The 17,542-nt window shown below is 48.2% G+C and carries 19 protein-coding genes and 2 pseudogenes; 15 read left to right on the top strand and 6 right to left on the bottom strand.

Annotation, left to right across the window (positions count from 1 at the left end; genetic code table 11):
• The first annotated feature begins 43 nt into the window (after positions 1-43).
• Genes E1B03_RS14505 through E1B03_RS14470 form a run of 8 tightly spaced genes read left to right on the top strand, consistent with a single transcriptional unit; the run spans position 44 to position 8,809 of the window.
• Entirely contained in the window at positions 44-847 is an 804-nt protein-coding gene (locus tag E1B03_RS14505; RefSeq protein ID WP_133086461.1) for a DUF6694 family lipoprotein, read from the top strand.
• 56 nt (positions 848-903) lie between these two features.
• Positions 904-1,251 carry a phage tail protein gene (locus E1B03_RS14500; RefSeq protein ID WP_133086460.1) on the top strand — a complete coding sequence of 116 codons (348 nt, stop codon included), beginning with the start codon at positions 904-906 and terminating at the stop codon, positions 1,249-1,251.
• Entirely contained in the window at positions 1,248-2,003 is a 756-nt protein-coding gene (locus E1B03_RS14495) for a phage minor tail protein L (RefSeq protein WP_133086459.1), read from the top strand. Before E1B03_RS14500 ends, E1B03_RS14495 begins: the two co-directional genes overlap by 4 nt.
• A gap of 1 nt (position 2,004) precedes the next feature.
• Complete coding sequence (locus E1B03_RS14490) at positions 2,005-2,715, top strand: C40 family peptidase (protein WP_133086458.1); 711 nt, start codon at positions 2,005-2,007, stop codon at positions 2,713-2,715.
• Positions 2,716-2,747: 32 nt separating this feature from the next.
• Positions 2,748-3,350 (top strand): tail assembly protein, encoded by a 603-nt coding sequence (locus tag E1B03_RS14485; protein WP_133086457.1) that lies wholly within the window; start codon positions 2,748-2,750, stop codon positions 3,348-3,350.
• Positions 3,351-3,401: 51 nt separating this feature from the next.
• Positions 3,402-6,608: a TipJ family phage tail tip protein gene (locus E1B03_RS14480; protein WP_133086456.1), complete on the top strand. Its 3,207-nt coding sequence runs from the start codon at positions 3,402-3,404 to the stop codon at positions 6,606-6,608.
• Positions 6,608-7,552, top strand: coding sequence for a DUF6453 family protein (locus E1B03_RS14475; protein WP_133086455.1), 945 nt, complete (start codon positions 6,608-6,610; stop codon positions 7,550-7,552). The genes E1B03_RS14480 and E1B03_RS14475 overlap by 1 nt, the downstream gene beginning before the upstream one ends.
• 9 nt (positions 7,553-7,561) lie before the next feature.
• The gene (locus E1B03_RS14470) at positions 7,562-8,809 is read left to right on the top strand and encodes a tail fiber domain-containing protein (protein WP_133086454.1); all 1,248 of its coding nucleotides are present in this window, start codon (positions 7,562-7,564) and stop codon (positions 8,807-8,809) included.
• Between the two features lie 554 nt (positions 8,810-9,363).
• Here E1B03_RS14470 and E1B03_RS14465 read toward each other — a convergent pair.
• Positions 9,364-9,489: pseudogene (locus E1B03_RS14465) on the bottom strand (DinI family protein); the annotation flags it as partial.
• Positions 9,490-9,564: 75 nt separating this feature from the next.
• On the opposite strand from E1B03_RS14465, the gene E1B03_RS26810 reads away from it, so the two are divergent.
• The 3 genes from E1B03_RS26810 to E1B03_RS14450 all read left to right on the top strand — a co-directional run bounded on the left by E1B03_RS26810 (position 9,565) and on the right by E1B03_RS14450 (position 11,255).
• Positions 9,565-9,804, top strand: a complete 240-nt coding sequence (locus E1B03_RS26810; RefSeq protein WP_133086453.1) for a DNA polymerase V — start codon at positions 9,565-9,567, stop codon at positions 9,802-9,804.
• 2 nt (positions 9,805-9,806) lie between these two features.
• Entirely contained in the window at positions 9,807-10,196 is a 390-nt protein-coding gene (locus tag E1B03_RS14455; RefSeq protein ID WP_133086452.1) for a HumD family translesion DNA polymerase, read from the top strand.
• 549 nt (positions 10,197-10,745) lie between these two features.
• On the top strand, positions 10,746-11,255 hold the full coding sequence (locus tag E1B03_RS14450; RefSeq protein WP_133086451.1) for an HNH endonuclease: 510 nt from the start codon (positions 10,746-10,748) through the stop codon (positions 11,253-11,255).
• A gap of 188 nt (positions 11,256-11,443) precedes the next feature.
• Here E1B03_RS14450 and E1B03_RS14445 read toward each other — a convergent pair whose 3' ends face one another.
• The gene (locus E1B03_RS14445) at positions 11,444-11,746 is read right to left on the bottom strand and encodes a hypothetical protein (protein WP_052134162.1); all 303 of its coding nucleotides are present in this window, start codon (positions 11,744-11,746) and stop codon (positions 11,444-11,446) included.
• A gap of 345 nt (positions 11,747-12,091) precedes the next feature.
• On the bottom strand, positions 12,092-12,973 hold the full coding sequence (locus E1B03_RS14440) for a hypothetical protein (RefSeq protein ID WP_057063890.1): 882 nt from the start codon (positions 12,971-12,973) through the stop codon (positions 12,092-12,094).
• Between the two features lie 478 nt (positions 12,974-13,451).
• On the opposite strand from E1B03_RS14440, the gene E1B03_RS14435 reads away from it, so the two are divergent.
• The 3 genes and pseudogenes from E1B03_RS14435 (at position 13,452) to E1B03_RS14430 (ending at position 14,896) form a co-directional block, all read left to right on the top strand.
• Positions 13,452-14,153 (top strand): lecithin retinol acyltransferase family protein, encoded by a 702-nt coding sequence (locus E1B03_RS14435; RefSeq protein ID WP_047057990.1) that lies wholly within the window; start codon positions 13,452-13,454, stop codon positions 14,151-14,153.
• A gap of 11 nt (positions 14,154-14,164) precedes the next feature.
• Positions 14,165-14,260 (top strand): annotated as a pseudogene (locus E1B03_RS26730) (major capsid protein); the annotation flags it as partial.
• 249 nt (positions 14,261-14,509) lie between these two features.
• Positions 14,510-14,896, top strand: a complete 387-nt coding sequence (locus E1B03_RS14430; protein WP_133086450.1) for a VOC family protein — start codon at positions 14,510-14,512, stop codon at positions 14,894-14,896.
• Between the two features lie 72 nt (positions 14,897-14,968).
• On the opposite strand, the gene E1B03_RS14425 is transcribed toward E1B03_RS14430, so the two are convergent.
• A complete protein-coding gene (locus E1B03_RS14425) occupies positions 14,969-15,640 on the bottom strand; it encodes an SOS response-associated peptidase (RefSeq protein ID WP_133086449.1) in 672 nt (223 codons plus the stop codon).
• A gap of 151 nt (positions 15,641-15,791) precedes the next feature.
• A complete protein-coding gene (locus E1B03_RS14420; RefSeq protein ID WP_003020675.1) occupies positions 15,792-16,088 on the bottom strand; it encodes a YciI family protein in 297 nt (98 codons plus the stop codon).
• A 215-nt stretch (positions 16,089-16,303) separates the two neighbouring features.
• Here E1B03_RS14420 and tonB point away from each other — a divergent pair, with 215 nt between their 5' ends.
• Positions 16,304-17,029, top strand: coding sequence for a TonB system transport protein TonB (gene tonB / locus E1B03_RS14415; RefSeq protein WP_207949450.1), 726 nt, complete (start codon positions 16,304-16,306; stop codon positions 17,027-17,029).
• Between the two features lie 84 nt (positions 17,030-17,113).
• On the opposite strand, the gene yciA is transcribed toward tonB, so the two are convergent.
• Complete coding sequence (yciA, locus tag E1B03_RS14410; RefSeq protein WP_038640996.1) at positions 17,114-17,515, bottom strand: acyl-CoA thioester hydrolase YciA; 402 nt, start codon at positions 17,513-17,515, stop codon at positions 17,114-17,116.
• Positions 17,516-17,542 lie beyond the last annotated feature (27 nt).

The following is a 17,542-nucleotide window of genomic DNA, read 5'->3' as shown; positions in this document are numbered from 1 at the left end:
CCTGTTAGGATTAGTCCGAACTTTTGCTTACTGGAATAGGGAAATGAAAAAAATCATTGGCGTTATAATGCTTTCCTGCTTACTTGCTGCTTGCGATAAACCTAAAATTGACTCGTCCACTGATGACGCAATGAAATCATCTATAGCTAAGGTCAGAGAGTCACTTCCAGAGAATAAACGGGAGGAATTTGATAGCGCTTTAAAAGTGGTAGCGTTCAGTAATATCAATATAGCTGATCTGATGCGTGCATCTTCTGATACTGACAAAGAAGACATCAGCAAGAAGATGCGAGCCCCACTGGCTGGTAAAACTGGTGAGGAAGTTATCTCTTATGCCCAGCAAGTAACTGCCGAGAGAGAACTTAAGCAGAAAGAGCAGGCAATTCAGGAGATTAAAGAGCTGGAACAGAAAAAAGCTGACTCCGAGAAGGCCAAAGAAGAATTGAAAAAATTCCAGGTATTGTCATCCCGCTTCGCTCTGGAGCCCGAAGAGTATGGACAGCCACAGCCTGTTATCAGATTGGTAGTTAGAAATAACACTGACAAAGCTATTTCAAGGGTGTTTTTCCGTGGCGTAATTGCCAGTGACGGTCGATCTGTTCCCTGGCTTGAAAAAGAATTCAACTACGAAATATCTGGCGGGCTGGAGCCGAACGAAGAAGCTACTTGGGCGCTTGTGCCAAATAAATTCTCTGAATGGGGTAAGGTTGACGCACCAGCTGACGCCATTTTCACCGTCACGGTAACAAGGATTAATGGTGCTGATAAAGAGCCGCTGTTTGATGCATCAGGATTTACAGAGCAAGACAGCGCCAGGCTAGAAGATTTAAAGAAAAAATATAATTAATCCACTCCAATTACCAAACCCGCCAATTGGCGGGTTTTTTTATGTCCGGAGAAAGCATGGCAATCGAAACATTCACCTGGCGAACACAGATACAGGCGGGAATGGAAGGGGCGTTCAGCCTAAAAACCCGCTCTGCAACCTTTGGCGATGGCTATGAGCAGATCGCCGGGGAAGGCATTAACCCTGAAAAGCAATCATGGCCAGTCACACTGACGGGGAAAAAAGCGGACATGCTTCAGGCCCTGAAGTTCTTTCGTTCTCACGTCACAAAGGCATTTATCTGGACATCTCCAGTTGGCGACACAGGGCTCTTCCGGATTGAGGCTGAATCAATCAAGTCACAGCCTTTATCCAGCAACGTTCTGACCATTTTCGCAACTTTCAAACAGGCGTACGCACCATGATCACAGCAGACTATCAAAGCCTGGAACCCGGTAATAAAGTCCGGCTTATCGAAGTTGATGGCTCTACGTTCGGCGTTGATGATGTACTGCGATTTCACGCGTACAACCTCCCGCACACGGAAGAAGAAATCGCCGCCGCTGGTGGTGACGAATCAAAGCTGAAGGCGAAAAGCATCTGGTGGCAAGGAGAAGAATATGCCGCCTGGCCGTATCAAATCGAAGGCCTGGAAATCTCCACAGACGGTAGCAGCGCCCAGCCAACACTGACGGTTGCCAATATCGACAGTTCAATTACCGCGTTGTGCCTTGCTTATGACGACATGTTGAAGGCCAAGGTCACGATTCACGATACTTTCGCTCATTACCTTGATGCGCGCAATTTTACCGATGGTAATCCGACAGCCGATCCCCTCCAGGTAAGGAAACGGGTTTTCTACATCGATGGCAAAAATAGTGAATTGCCTGGTGAAAGTATTGAGTTTGTGCTGACCAGCCCGATGGATTTACAGGGACTAATGATCCCCACGCGCCAGCTGCACTCTCTATGCACATGGTGCATGCGTAATAAATATCGCACCGGCGACGGCTGCGACTATGCCGGAACCCGCTATTTCGATAAAAACAATAACCCAGTGAGCGATCCGTCGCAGGATGAATGCCCCGGCACGCTGACGGCCTGTAAGCTCCGTCATGGAGACGGCAACGAACTGCCGTTCGGTGGGTTCCCTGGCACGTCTTTGATCAGGAGCTGATATGCGTCAGAAAACCATCGATGCGATTATGGCCCATGCTGCAGCTGAGTATCCTCGCGAGTGTTGCGGCGTGGTGGCGCAGAAAAGCCGTGTTGAACGTTATTTCCCGTGTCGGAATCTTGCCGCGGCGCCGGAGGTCAATTTTATACTTTGCCCCGAAGACTATGCAGCTGCTGAGGATTGGGGGAGGGTGGTCGCCATCGCTCACAGTCACCCGGATGCCACGACGCAACCGAGTGAGCTAGATAAAGCGCAATGCGATGCAACGCTTTTGCCGTGGCACATTGTGAGCTGGCCGGAGGGAGATTTACGCACCATCCAGCCACGCGGAGAACTGCCGCTGCTGGAGCGCCCGTTTGTGCTTGGTCACTTCGACTGCTGGGGTCTGGTGATGAGCTATTACCGGCAAACGCACGGGATAGAGCTTCACGATTACCGGGTCGATTATCCCTGGTGGGAAAACGACTATCCGGACAACTTCTATCAGGATTGCTGGTATGAGTGCGGATTCCGTGAATTCGACGGGCCGCCCAAACCAGGCGATATGGTGATCATGCAGGTTCAGGCTGATAAGTGGAATCATGCGGGGATTCTGCTGGAAGGCAACATGCTACTGCATCACCTTTATGGGCATCTGAGCCAGCGCGTACCTTATGGCGGTTACTGGCGTGAGCGCACAATGAAAATACTGCGCTTTAAAGACTGTTTCTGATAACCGCCTGTGGCAATTTTTATGGGGGAAAAATGGCTGCATTACTCAATGTTGATCCGGTTCGCACAATTCGATTGTACGGCGTGCTGGGCGCCACCTTCGGGCGTGAATATCGTTTATCAGTAGCTTCACCAAAAGAGGCCATCCGCGCATTGTGTGTGATTGTCCCGGGCTTCGAGCGTTTTCTTAATACCAGCAAGCAGCGCGGCCTCACCTATGCCGTGTTCAGCGATAAGCGTAACCTGAACAATGATGAAATCGTCATGGATCAGAGCTCGGCTGATATTCGCATAGCACCAGTTATCGTTGGGAGTAAGCGAGGGGGGCTTTTCCAGACCATCCTCGGCGCTGCGTTAGTCGCGGCGGCAATTTGGATGCCAGCCGTAGGTATTGCTGCGAGTAACATCATGTTCCAGATCGGTGGGGCAATGGCCTTAGGCGGCATTGTGCAGATGCTCTCACCGCAGACAACTGGACTCGCCAGCAAGCAATCGTCGGACAACAAGGCCAGTTATGCCTTTGGTGGAGTCACAAATACAACAGCCCAGGGTAATCCGGTACCACTTCTTTATGGACGCCGGCGAATCGGCGGCGCGATTATTTCTGCCGGGATTTATGTCGAAGATCAGCAATAAATAAATACCTTCTTTCAGGCCACCTTAGGGTGGCTTTTTTATGGACGCAATATGGCAACTGCAATCGCTATACAAGGCCGCAAGGGCGGCAGCTCCAGTTCCCGAACCCCTACCGAACAGCTTGATGATCTGCAATCTGTAGCAAAGGCAAAAATCCTCGTTGCACTGGGAGAAGGCGAATTTGCAGGGCAACTGACGGCGAAAGATATCTATCTGGACGGAACGGCTCTGGAGAATGCTGACGGCTCCCAAAACTTCAGCGGCGTCACGTGGGAATTTCGCGCGGGAACTCAGGCGCAAAAATATATTCAGGGTATACCCGGTACCGAAAACGAAATCAATGTGGGAACCGAGATATCAAGCGCAACAGCGTGGGCGCGCACGTTCACCAATACGCAGCTTTCAGCTGTTCGTCTGCGTCTGAAATGGCCCTCGCTTTTCAAACAGGAGGACGACGGCGATCTGGTCGGTTACTCGGTTAATTATGCGATTGACCTGCAGACGGACGGCGGCACATGGCAGACGGTACTCAATACCAGCGTGACCGGCAAGACGACATCAGGTTACGAGCGTAGCCACCGTATCGATTTACCTCAGGCTGGCAGCACTTGGACAATCCGACTGCGTAAGATTACCTCTGATGCAAACAGCGCGAAGATCGGCGACACGATGACGCTGCAGAGCTTCACGGAGGTGATTGACGCCAAATTTCGCTATCCAAACACTGCGCTGCTCTACATCGAATTCGATTCCAGCCAGTTTAACGGCTCTATCCCGCAGATCTCCTGCGAGCCTCGCGGCCGCGTTATCCGCGTTCCAGATATTTACGACCCCGAAACCCGCACTTATAGCGGAACGTGGGCTGGGACATTTAAATGGGCCTGGACCGATAACCCTGCATGGATTTTCTACGATCTGGTGGTTAGCGACCGTTTCGGACTTGGGGAACGTTTTACAACGGCCAACATAGATAAATGGACGCTCTACCAGGTTGCACAGTATTGCGATCAAATGGTACCGGATGGCAAAGGCGGAAGTGGTACCGAACCACGTTATACCTGCAACGTGTACATTCAGGAACGCAACGACGCTTATACGGTCCTGCGTGATTTTGCTGCAATCTTCCGCGGGATGACCTATTGGGGCGACGACCAGATTGTGGCACTGGCGGATATGCCGAGAGATGTTGATTTTACATACACGCATGCGAACGTTATTGATGGGCGCTTTACCTATTCCAGCAGCACCACAAAGAACCGTTACACCAATGCGCTGGTGTCCTGGTCTGATCCTGATAACGCTTATTCTGATGCGATGGAGCCTGTTTTTGAGCAGGCGCTGGTTGCGCGTTATGGGTTTAATCAACTTGAGATAACTGCGATCGGTTGTACCCGTCAGTCGGAAGCGAATCGGAAAGGGCGATGGGGGATTCTAACCAACAACAAAGATCGCGTTGTTACTTTCAATGTAGGGGAAGATGGCAACATTCCACAGCCTGGCTATGTAATTGCTGTAGCGGACCGAAATATCTCTGGGCGCGAACTGGGAGGCCGTATCTCTGCAGTGAATGGTCGCGTGCTGACGCTAGACAGGGCGCCGGATGCTTCGGCAGCCGACAGAATGATTGTCAATCTTCCATCGGGTGCTTCGCAGTCACGCACCATTCAGTCGATAACGGGCAATAAAGTGACCGTTACGACCGCTTACAGCGAACCGCCTGTGGCTGAGGCAGTATGGGTCATTGAGTCTGATGAGCTCTACGCACAGCAGTATCGCGTTATTACGGTAACTGATAATAATGACGGCACGTTCACAATTGTCGGTGCAAATCACGATCCGGATAAATTCGATCGCATTGATACCGGAGCCATCATTGACCAGCGGCCGGTGAGTGTGATCCCGCCGGGTAAGCAGTCGCCGCCAGCCAACATCGTGATCAGTTCGTTTTCAGTGGTTCAGCAGAATATCAGCGTCGAAACCATGCGGGTGAACTGGGACCAGGCGCAGAACGCTATAGCCTATGAGGCTCAGTGGCGCCGTAATGATGGTAACTGGGTAAACGTACCGCGCAGCTCCACCACGTCATTCGACGTTCCGGGTATTTATGCCGGGCGCTACCTCGTGCGTGTGCGCGCCATTAACGCCTCTGAAATATCCTCTGGCTGGGGCTACTCCGAAGAGAAAACGCTGACGGGTAAGGTGGGAAATCCGCCGAAACCTGTCGGCTTTGCGACAACGCCGATCAACTGGGGGATTCGCCTGAACTGGGGATTTCCGGCAAACACCGGGGACACGCTGAAAACGGAAATTCAGTACACCGCGAACAGTGATTTCTCGAATCCTCTTTTGTTGTCGGATGTGCCTTATCCGTCTGCCGAATACACCCAACTGGGACTGAAGGCGGGGCAGGAGTTCTGGTACCGCGCGCAGCTGGTTGACAGAACGGGTAATGAATCAGGCTGGACCGACTGGGTTCGTGGTGAATCTAATGCGAATGCTGACGACTACCTGGGCGATATTGCTGATGACTTCCTGACGTCTGCCGACGGTGATCGCCTGACAAGCGACATTGATACCAATCTTGAAGCCGCATTGCAGAATGCGCTGGCCAACCATGCAGCCGTGGAACACCGGTGGGCGCAGTACGGTGAAGTACGCGCGGATATTCTGGTGGTTAAAACGACCATTGCACAGGTCGATAAGGCCATGGCTGAAATGTCCACGCAGGTGCAGGCGCAGTTCAATAATGTAACTGCTGCACTGGAGGACAAGCTTACTGCCGTGGTTGATGCCACCGGAGCCTCTGCGATTTACACCCTCAAAACCGGAGTCCGGATTAACGGCGTCATGTATAACGCCGGGATGTCGATTGCGGTGCTGGCGGAAGCGGGTAAGCCGGTAGTCACCCGCGTCGGGTTTAATGCCAATCAGTTTGTCCTGATGAGTGGCAGTGGCAATACGCAATATTCTCCATTCGCTGTGGTCAATGGTCAGGTGTTCATCAGCGATGCTTTTATTCAGGATGGCAGCATTACCAATGCCCAAATTGGTAATTATATCCAGTCGAATAACTTCGTTGCGGGTTCTGCGGGCTGGCGTATTGATAAAAATGGAAACGCAGAATTGCATGGGAAGCTCTACGCCGACAGTGGAGCGTTTGCATTTAACGGCGTTAATAACACTGTCGTCATCAACGGAAACGGACTGACTGTTAATCTGACTGGCGGCGGCAAAATTGTTGTCGGAAGGTGGACATAATGCCGGAAGGTATTCTGATTGATTACAATGATGGGCGTCCTGCGATGGCAATCACAGCGGGGCTGCGTGCCCCCAGTTTTTGTACATCCTTCTCGGGTGAGTCATCCCAGGCAATGAAGTATCCAGTAAATACACCGCTTGTTCCTGGCTCACAGGTTATCGTGGTACCCACTAACCCCATCTACATCTATTCATTCGCTGATTATGATGTGGCCATTATGACTGGCGTCACCAGAAACGGGAATTCAGGGGTAGTCATCGGTGCGGAAACCATTGGTGGGATGAGTCTTTTCCCTGACTGGTCCGGCTATGTCATGGAATTACTGCCCGCGGTGACTTATAACGAAGGGCTGTTTGTCTCAGACTCGACTGACTTTACAGCTATATCCAACCAGTCCGCGCTGATGACCTGTGCTTGGTCCGGGCGCATTACAGTAAACGGCAGTGCGTCTCTTCCGGTAAAGGGTATTCCATTTGGTAAGTGGAACAACCCAAATGTGTCAGTTGGGTTTGATGGTACCAATATTATTGTTCGCGATATTTCCTATACCGGCAGGAATGACCTGGAAGGAAAAGTCACTATTGACCTGGTAATATTCAACCAGACAGCACCTGTCGGGGGCGATGGTATCACGATGACCAATGCAGCCGGGCAGGTGACGTTTTCCACGCGGAAACGCCCCTTTGTGTATGACCGTCAAATCCAGATTACAGATAGCTTTCAAAATATTGGTGGTGGGTTCTGTCAGATAGTTTATACGGGCGCACAAGTGCGTATGAATGGAGGATACGGAAACCTTCGCACTAAAGGTGTGGTGATGTCTGGTGGTAGCGTCAGGTCAGCATATAACAGGGTTTACGGCAATTACTACAGTAATGGCTGGGATATGACCCGGAACAGAAATATCACCATGCCGATTCTTATTCTCCCAAATATGTATTGAGGTAAACCTATGTCTGCAGGAACACTCTCCCTGACGAATAACTCTGCAGCTGTATCCGGCAGCGGCACTGTTTTTACAACGGAACTGGCAGACGGTGACTTTATTGTTGTTACGGTCGGCGGCATTCCCTATACGCTCCCGGTGAAAACAGTCAATAGCAATGCTTCACTGACGCTGGTGAGTAATTTCACCGGACCAACTCAGTCAGGTGCAGCCTGGTATGCCGTCCCGCGTGTAGCACTGAATATGGTTACCGCCGCGCTGGTGACTCAGAGTGCGGAAGCACTGCGTGGACTGAATTATGACAAACAGAACTGGCAGCTTGTCTACAGTGCAACGGGCACAATTACCGTTAAGCTTCCTGACGGCACATCATTCACAGGCCCGTCCTGGAAATATCTCGCGGAAAACGTTGTTAACAAAAGCTCATCGAATACCTTTTCAGATGAAAACATATTCACTAAAGCAGGGGCTTGTATAACGCTACAAAACACCCTGTCAAATACAAGCTATATCCGGTTCAGGGATGCAACAAACAATGTCGATCTGGCTTTTTTAGGCCGTGGAACGGCAAACAGTGATGTTGTATCTCTTTACGGGCTTAAGGGTAATAACAGCTTTGACCTGAGAGGTGATGGCACCAACTACATCAGAGGAGCAACGACGTTCAATGCCCAGATAACGGCAGATGGCGGAATGGTTGCGCGCGGTGGTGGGGCAACGATAAAAACACAGGGGAGTCAGGCCGCCGGCTCCTATATCCGGTTTGAAGATGCGTCCGGTAATCAGTACGGATTTGTTGGTAATCCGTCGAATACTCCCGGGGCGTTATCGTTCTATAATTTTTCCAATAACAACAGTTTCGAACTGCGACAGGATGGTACGAACTTTGTGCGCGGGAATACAACGTTTAACGGAAACGTGACCTGCGTGAGCCTTACGCAAACGTCTGATCGCGACCTGAAGAAAATGATAGAACCCATAGAAGATCCTCTGGAAAAAATCAGTTTGCTGACCGGTGTTACTTTTCGCTGGAAAGATAATGAGTATCCATCTGCCGGGGTAATCGCTCAGGACGTTATGAGTGTGCTTCCTGAGGTGATTGCATGTGCAGAGGATGATGACGGCAACCGGCATCTTGCTGTTGAATATTCAGGGCTTGTTGGGTTATGCATCGAGGCGATTAAGGCCCAACAAAAACAGATAGAATCTTTGAAGGTATTAATCGAAGGCAGCGCTAACAGAAATGGAACGTGAAGACAGGATTGCCGCAACCAGACCGTATGCAAGAGCATGATGGCGGCCGACTGGCGAACGTTCGATAGTGCGAGTATTGAATGGTTGCCAGTCACGGCTGGTTGGGCTTCTTCTGCATGGTAGGTATCAGTGATTGCATGAAAAAAATGGCGATCAAGGGATCGCCTGGAAGGGTATTTTTCTTTAGTAACTTTTATAATAATTTAAGGAAGACACTCCATGTATCTTCCGCAAATGACTATTGAAAAAAAGTGGGGCGCGATAAGTTGCCCCAATGCTTGCATGATACTCAACTTCTTTATCGTTATTTAAGGAACATATGGGTCGTATTTTCCGCAAATAACACTAAAAAAATGGGCCACACACAGCCCGAATACAAGTCAAAGTAATTATCATCCAATCAAGAAAGGCGTGCTTCACCAGGCTTCACACCACTACTGATCCTGATGCCTGCTCTTTATGTCATGAGCAGGAGGGCGCATATTTGATAAATATCAATAATGCAGCTATGTATGGCAGAACTGACAGCACTTTCAGATAATGTCAAAAGATTGTTTAACCCAAACATCAGCATCGGGGAAGAACCGGTGAACCCTCTTAGTTAACTCGCCCAGAATGATATCTTTTGCACCGGTCAGACCATCAAAATTCCTTTTGTCATAAACGAGTTCCACGAACATGCTTTAACTCCTCTTTACTGTGTATAATGCCAGTATATACTGTATATATAAACAGTATTGTTGAGAGGTAAGACGATGCCACGTTATTACGAAATTGAGACAGCTTTCCGCTCTGCGATTGTTAGGGAGCCCAGCGGTCGTAAAACGGTCACGACTAGAGATTTTGTCCGGGAATTGAAGAAGGTTAACTGGGACTTCTCACTTAAAGATGCCAATGCCTGGATCGAATCAAGCGTTAGCACCTTTAAAGACATATCAGCGGTTGAAGGGGAAGAGCGTACTTTCATGCTTTTTAACCCAAACGAAGGGCTATAGTCATGGGGTTCCCTTCACCGGCCAGTGATTACGTTGAAACAAGGATTTCCCTCGATCAGCAGCTAATCAGTCAGCCAGCCGCGACTTATTTCATGAGGGCATCTCGTTCACATTTCAGGGAAGGGATAATCCAGGGGGCGCTGCTTGTTGTGGACGCTTCGCTTTCAGCCTGTGATGGCTCGCTGCTGATATGCGAGATAGACGGGGAATTCAGGATCAAGCGATACCGAACTCACCCTCATCCCCATCTGATAAATCTGGAGAACGGGAGAAGGGAAGCGCTGCCAGAAGATGGTGATGGCTACAATTCCTCACACGCAATATTCGGAGTGATTACGTACATCATTAATGATGCTAGGAACGCGGAGTTTGATGACTGCCAAGTGATGTAGATAGAAACACATCATGAGAAGAATAATTATGCTCAATTGGTGGTTATTTGATCACTTATGATCTTGGTAAGATTTTAGTTAAAAATATTAGATATCAATCACAAAGATTTAATGACAACCATCTTTGTAATGACTATAAATTTACCCACTCGCTAGGGATATAGCGTATCCAATATGCACTGCTGTGTAATTACGGGGTCTGTTGATGTCAGCAGACACCCGGTTTTTCATCATCAACTACACACAGCAGCTATCCTGCCGGGCAAATTCTATAATTGGGCGGTGTTTCTCCCCAGTGATTCCCCAGAGCTTTCCCGCTCAGAAAACAGGCATAAAAAAACCAGCCGTAACAGGCTGGTTCTTAGAGGATTTTTGGTCGGCACGAGAGGATTTGAACCTCCGACCCCCGACACCCCATGATGGCGAGTTACCGTCTGAAGGGCTGCTATGTGCCAGGAGCGGACGTTGCTAACAGCGTAGTGTGTTAATCTATAGGGCGCAGGTCAGCTGATCTCTAATCAACTGTTTGAATTCTTGAGGAGCAGTAATATGGCAGTAGTTCCTAGACAAAACGCACCAAGTAAAAAAAAGATCTGGCAGTACTGGATTGACAATGGAATTCAAAGAGGTTTGGATGATACGCGCTATGATAATGCGTGTGATCTCAATGTATGTGTCTGCTGTGGCCGCGAATCCTCAAAATTGGAGAGGGCGCATATTATCCCTCACTCACTAGGCGGAAGTAATGATGTCTCAAATTATATTCTGCTATGCAATAAATGTCATAGAGAAAGCCCAGATATTGCTAATGAATCTGCGCTTATTGAATGGATGAATGAGCAACCTAGTGAAATGGAAAGCATGTTAAGACTAATCCAACAGGAAATGGATAAATATAATAAAGAAACTCAAATGACAATTAATGAAATTCTTATCAAAGAAATTTTCAGTGAGTTGTTCAAAAAGGCAGGAGCACATGGTGGTAGAATTTCTGATGCAACCAAGGTGTATATTGTTAGGGAAGCTTTGAAAAAAATATTTAGTCAGGCCACTTTATAAATTAAAATGATTATAGTCATTCAGATTGACCGGTCTATTTAATGTTAAGTTTTACTTTACATTAGATTTAAATTTTCTTTTAAGGAAATGCCCGCTCTTCGCTCAAAACTGCCTTTCAGGAAAGCTTAATGCGAGATTTTACCTGGCCCTAAGAGCGCTACTTTACAAAATGAAGTAAAACAAAGCCTTCATCTTTTGTTAACATCTGTTTTCCTGCGGGTATCAATCATTCTGACATACATCTCCCTAAATTCCTTATTCTGCTTGATTACCATTTCCTTGGGCAAGGATGCACGCTCATTATTCCATTCATTAACGATATCCTCGCACTCCTTATAAGCATCATTAACAATATTCTCAGCAGGAATCGTCGTGTTGATATAGGGAATAGTATGTTTGTTCAAGCATCTAGAGATGGGAGGACCATAATCATGGTCTTCGGCATGTAGGGGAAGAGCGAAAAGCAATGTAAACAGTGTTATAAATCTCATTTTCAGTTTTTCCTTGTAGAGACAATGTGGCCAGAAACGCCTGTCCTCTACAATAATATCGATTTTATGATGAATAGTTAGTCGCTGAAGAAAGTTATTATGCATATTCTATGACGGCTTACACAATGCCAGCCAAGTGAAAGCCATCCTATCTCAAAATCAGCTTGCGAAAGTTACAATGTCTGCTCCTCGCTCTCAGCGGACCTTCAGCCCTGTTACCTAGTCCGCTTCGTGCCAAGAGCGGACGTTAATGCTCTGAATGAATACCGGAGCTGCTCAGCTCAGTATCAGGATGTGATAAAGGAGCCAGTATCATTTTGGCAACCGATATGGCGGATGAAATAGTCAGTTCCAGTATTCGTATTTCGCTGTTATGACGGCTTTATATTTGTCCACATCCTGTTTACCCGTCTGATCGACTGGGACAATCATGATGTTCATATTGGCGCGTGTGCATTCTCCATGCGAGTTCCACTCCTCGCACGTGGACAGGTTTTTTTCGATGGTGAAATAGGTCTGGGTCTTGCTCAGGGTCAGCTCACGGCCCTCGTTATCATAGGTATACTCTTCTATGGTTGAGGGGGACTGGGTTTTGATCAGGCGATGATTGTCATCATAGCTGTATACAATCGTATTGTTATCTATCGGCAAACTTCCTTTGCTTACCATCCTTGCCAGCAACCCTGATGAATTGAAAACGTAATCTATTTTGCTCACTGTGGTTTTGTCTTTATCTTCTGCTTTTGTGGCCGCGATAGTCGAGCGTGTAACTGCGTGGCTGATTAATCCTTTATTGTTAAGCAGGTACATTCCCTCCAGAGTCTGCTGGTATAGCTGTGTGGTCTTCTTACTGTTGTTATCGACTATGACCCCGTTTGCATCCATCTGGATGCGCCAGCCAAAGTCCGTTCTGTTCAGCTGAATTTCATTGGTAGCCGTGAATACTGCTTTCGGGCCTCTTGAGGTTTTGACCTCTTTTACACTGCCGCCAATTAGCTCACCGCACTGACTGAAGTTGCCTTGAACCGATGCACGAAGATACCCATCAGGACTATCAATAGTCATTTCAACCGATTTGGGGATTTCTGTTCTTGTCTGCTGGCTCATGAGAATGAAGTTGTTCAGTTTGTTTTTAGCGATGGTTTCCGCTGTGCATTGTGCTGCATAAGTCTGGAACGTGCAGAGGGATAAGAGAGTAATAAACAGATTTTTATTATTGAAAAGCATTATTTGTTGTCCTCAGGAACCGATCAATTATCTGAATGAACCATTTAGCTTGCCAGGAAAGAGGGCCTTTTCTATGGACAGGTCGAAATCGAGGATCGCCTCATCTGTATGTAGCAGCACAGGAAACTGTGCCTTTAGGCTCAACAATCGGCACGTCTTCCCAACACGGATGAAACAATGCACGATTCCAGTCCGGCCTGAGACGACCACGTTTTTTAAAGCGCTCACTATTACATGCAAGCCTGTTGCGCGTGTGATTCGACTCACTTGTCAATCAATGGCTTCACTGTAATCTGGCGACATGCTTTGTACAAGAACGTCTGCTCCTCGCTCAACGCGGACATCATGAACCTCGTTTAACTTCTCCTGTCATAAGGGGAAAAAGTCTTTACAAAATAATTTGAATGCTTGGTGATTTCCAAACAATACTTTCGGGTATAAACTCGGCGGATATGATTAGCTGAAAATGGAGTAATCGATGTTTACCCTTGGCGCACACCTTTCATCCAAACGTACCGGATATACTCATCATGGTATTTACATTGGGAGTGGTAAAGTTATCCATTATTCAGGTCTGGCAAGTGGGTTAAGCAAAGGTAAAATCTGTGAGACTTCGTTTGAAGACTTCAATCAGAACCAGAGCGAAGTTGCCATTATCGAACATCTGGATGCTAAATGTGTTTACTCCAATGTAGATATTGTGAAAAGGGCTAAATCCAGACTGGGTGAGGATGGATATAATATATTCAACAACAACTGTGAGCATTTTGCGACATGGTGTGTGACTGGCGTTAGTGAAAGCGCTCAGGTCAAAACAGTGAAGACTATGGCAGTATCTGTAGGGCAGGCGGGGGTCAATGCTTACAGCTATTATAAAATAACTCAAACAGCCCCCACGGTATTAAGAACTGCGGCGTCCATGGCAAGCCGTCAGGTTGCTACGCGAGCTATAGCATCAGGGGCAATGACATCCGGTACTTCAGCATTGACCGGTATATCGTCTGTTGCTAGTGGTGCAGGGTTAACTACAGCAGCTTTCTCTGGTGGAGCGAGTACTATTGTTGGCTTAACTGGAGCTTCAGCAGCTACAGTAGCTGCGGCCCCCGTTGTGCTTGCCGCGGGAGGCGTAGCTTTAGTTGGGTATGGTGTATATAAAGTATGGTCATGGCTTAGCGACTAATTCTCAAATAAGCATTTAAACGCCGTGGTCGTAGTGTCGATGAGTTCTCCGAGGTGATCAGAATCGACGTTGCGGATGCAACGCTGGAGGGCTATGTAAAATACGGTGATCTGCTCCCTGTCGGTTAACACACGGGAAGGTGAGTAGAGCATTATCAATGGCGATGATAGTTGTGAACGTCTGCTCCTCGCTCACAGCGGACCTTCATCTCAGTTAGCTCGTCCACTATGTGCCAGGATCAGACGTTAACAAGGCGGTATATTTCGCAGGCACAACTAGACAAATTAAAAACATGATAGCGTGTAAACTCTGGTTAGATTTCAACGTACAAGCGGTATCTTCCAGGAGAATTCCAGATGTTTACTCATATGCGTATTGCCAAACCCGTTACCAATCTTGAAAAATCTTTTCTGATGTACAGTCAGGGGCTCGGCCTGCATAAAATTGCTGAATTCAACGACCATGAAGGTTTCAATGGAATCATGTTAGGACGTAAGGAGTTAAACTGGCACATCGAATTCACCTTTTGTCTTAACCATCCCGTACAGCCTTTGCATACCGAGGATGACTTGCTCGTTCTTTATTACTCGGATAAAAACGAATGGATATATGCCTGCAAAAGAATGACTGAGGCTGGTTTTAAAATGATGAAATCGTTTAATCCTTACTGGGATGTGAACGGAAAGACATTTGTTGACTCAGACGGATATAGAGTGGTTCTCCAAAATAAGGCTTGGATGTAGACGCTCGTCTTGTTGCAGCATAAACGACTGCTGTTCGCTCAAAGTAGACGTTTTTCTCTACAGCATCATACATCAGCGCATAGTTTCTATTAACTCTGGTCCTTGATTCTTCACATTCCCCACCGCGCGCGTAACGGCGTGCCAGATAAACTTGTCGGCGGGCACTGTATCGTCGGCAATTATCTCTTCAGCTTCTTTCCCTCCTACGTCCTGGCGCATCCATTCCCTTGCAGCTTCAGGTGACAGAACCAGCGGCCGCCTGTCGTGAATATCTACCAGCCCTTTTTCAGCTGCAGCTGTCACTATCAGGAAACCTTCTGCTTCATCACCTCGTTCAAATGGTGTGCTGCCGATCGCTGCCATGAATATCGGTTTGCCGTCGGCGCGATGGATGAAGTAGGGTTGCTTCTTGTCTCCTTCCTTTTTCCACTCAAACCATCCATCAGCAAAGCAAATTGCGCGACCACGCTGCCAGAGTGATTTAAACATTCTGCTGGTGGCCGCAGTTTCAGACCTTGCGTTAATGAGCGGCGGTTTATCCCACCATCCGGGGGCGTATCCCCAGATAACTGGATCAAGGTGGAGTTGCTCGTCACGCTCGCTCAGCAGCAGAACTTTGGTACCAGGTGCCACGTTGAAACGTCCGATGGGTTCTGGATCGTATGGAATGTCGCGTTCTGATTCATCAGCGAGCAGGGCAAGATAATCTTCACGCGCCATTGATTGTGAAAAGCGTCCACACATAGAAACCTCCAGCCGTATGTCAGACTGAAAGTATAGGTCGTGGCGAAAAGAGAGGGCGCTTAGATTAATGTGTACCTAAATGCGCCCTTAATTTTGATACTGGATGATTGTATTTTTTTATGTATTTGAATTTAAAATAATTTATTTAAATTCAAAAAACCTTCTTATACGGTTTTACTGAAACCTGTGCATAAACGCCTGCCGCAACGTACGGGTCGGCTTCTGCCCACGCCTGCGCTGCTTCTAAAGATTCAAATTCAGCAATTACCGTCGAGCCGGTGAAGCCCGCAGCACCGGGATCGTTACTGTCAACCGCTGGCATGGGACCTGCCGTAAGCAAACGGCCTTCGTCATGAAGGAGTTGTAGACGAGCCAGATGAGCAGGGCGAACGGAAAGACGTTTTTCGAGAGAGTCTGCGATATCTTGAGCGTAAATAACGTACAGCACGGGTAGAGCTCCTTGAACGGTAAAAGGTCATAATTACGTTATTGGAAAGGCCTGGTAACTGCAACGGAAAGATAACTGATATGTTAAGGCCATACTCTGAAAATGGTTTTTTATCATAAAATCGCGTTTTAAATGTCAGTTAGCATTACGGCCTTATTGAATATGATTGCTATTTGCATTTAAAATCGAGGCCTGGTTTTTTTACTGAAACGATTATGACTTCAATGACCCTTGATTTACCTCGTCGCTTTCCCTGGCCAACGTTACTTTCTGTCGGCATTCATGGCGCTGTAGTGGCAGGTTTGCTGTATACCTCGGTACATCAGGTTATTGAACTGCCTGCGCCAGCGCAGCCGATCTCCGTTACGATGGTTGCACCTGCCGATCTCGAACCGCCTCAGGCCGTTCAGCCACCGCCGGAACCCGTCGTCGAGCCTGAGCCGGAACCAGAGCCGATTCCGGAACCGCCAAAAGAAGCGCCTGTGGTGATTGAGAAACCGAAGCCCAAGCCTAAACCGAAACCAAAACCGGTGAAAAAGGTGGAAGAGCAGCCAAAACGCGATGTAAAACCAACTGAGCCGCGTCCGTCGTCTCCGTTTGAAAATACAGCGCCTGCGCGTCCAACGACCAGCAGTGCTCCGGCAACCGCTAAACCGGCGGTGAGCGCACCGTCTGGCCCGCGAGCTTTAAGTCGTAATCAGCCGCAGTATCCGGCGCGTGCACAAGCGTTGCGTATTGAAGGCCGGGTTAAGGTGAAATTTAACGTAACGCCGGATGGTCGGGTTGAAAATGTGGAGATCCTGTCTGCACAGCCTGCGAATATGTTTGAGCGTGAAGTGAAAAATGCGATGCGCAGATGGCGCTATGAGGCCGGTAAACCAGGTTCTGGACTGGTAGTGAATATCGTGTTCCGCCTTAACGGCACAACACAGATCGAGTAAGCATCAGGCCGGATTTGGCGGTCCGCCGCCTTCCGGTAATGATCAAGAGTGATGATTACCGGAAGACGGTGTCGGGGCGCGCTATCAGCCCAGAGTAGGGATCGGACGCGGTTTACCGTCTTTATCAACGGCAACATAGATAAACAGCGCTTCGGTGGCTTTATAGCGCTGGCCGATAGGTTCAGAAGCGACTTTCTTCACCCAGACTTCAATATTAATGCTGATCGAGGTCGTTCCGCGTTTCACACAGCGTGCATAGCAACAAACCACATCGCCTACGGCAACCGGGCGCAAAAAGCTCATTCCTTCAACCCGCACCGTGACCACACGACCATGTGCGATCTCTTTGGCCTGAATAGCGCCACCTATATCCATTTGTGACATCAGCCAGCCGCCAAAAATATCACCGTTCGCGTTGGTATCGGCAGGCATAGCCAGAGTGCGTAAAACCAGTTCGCCCTGGGGAGTGTTATTCGTTGTTGTCATTGTAGAACCGACTATAGAGAAAGATTA

Source organism: Citrobacter arsenatis, assembly GCF_004353845.1.
Lineage (GTDB): Bacteria > Pseudomonadota > Gammaproteobacteria > Enterobacterales > Enterobacteriaceae > Citrobacter > Citrobacter arsenatis.
Note: the sequence above shows the minus strand (reverse complement) of the source record. Positions and strands in the feature narration are given on the sequence as shown.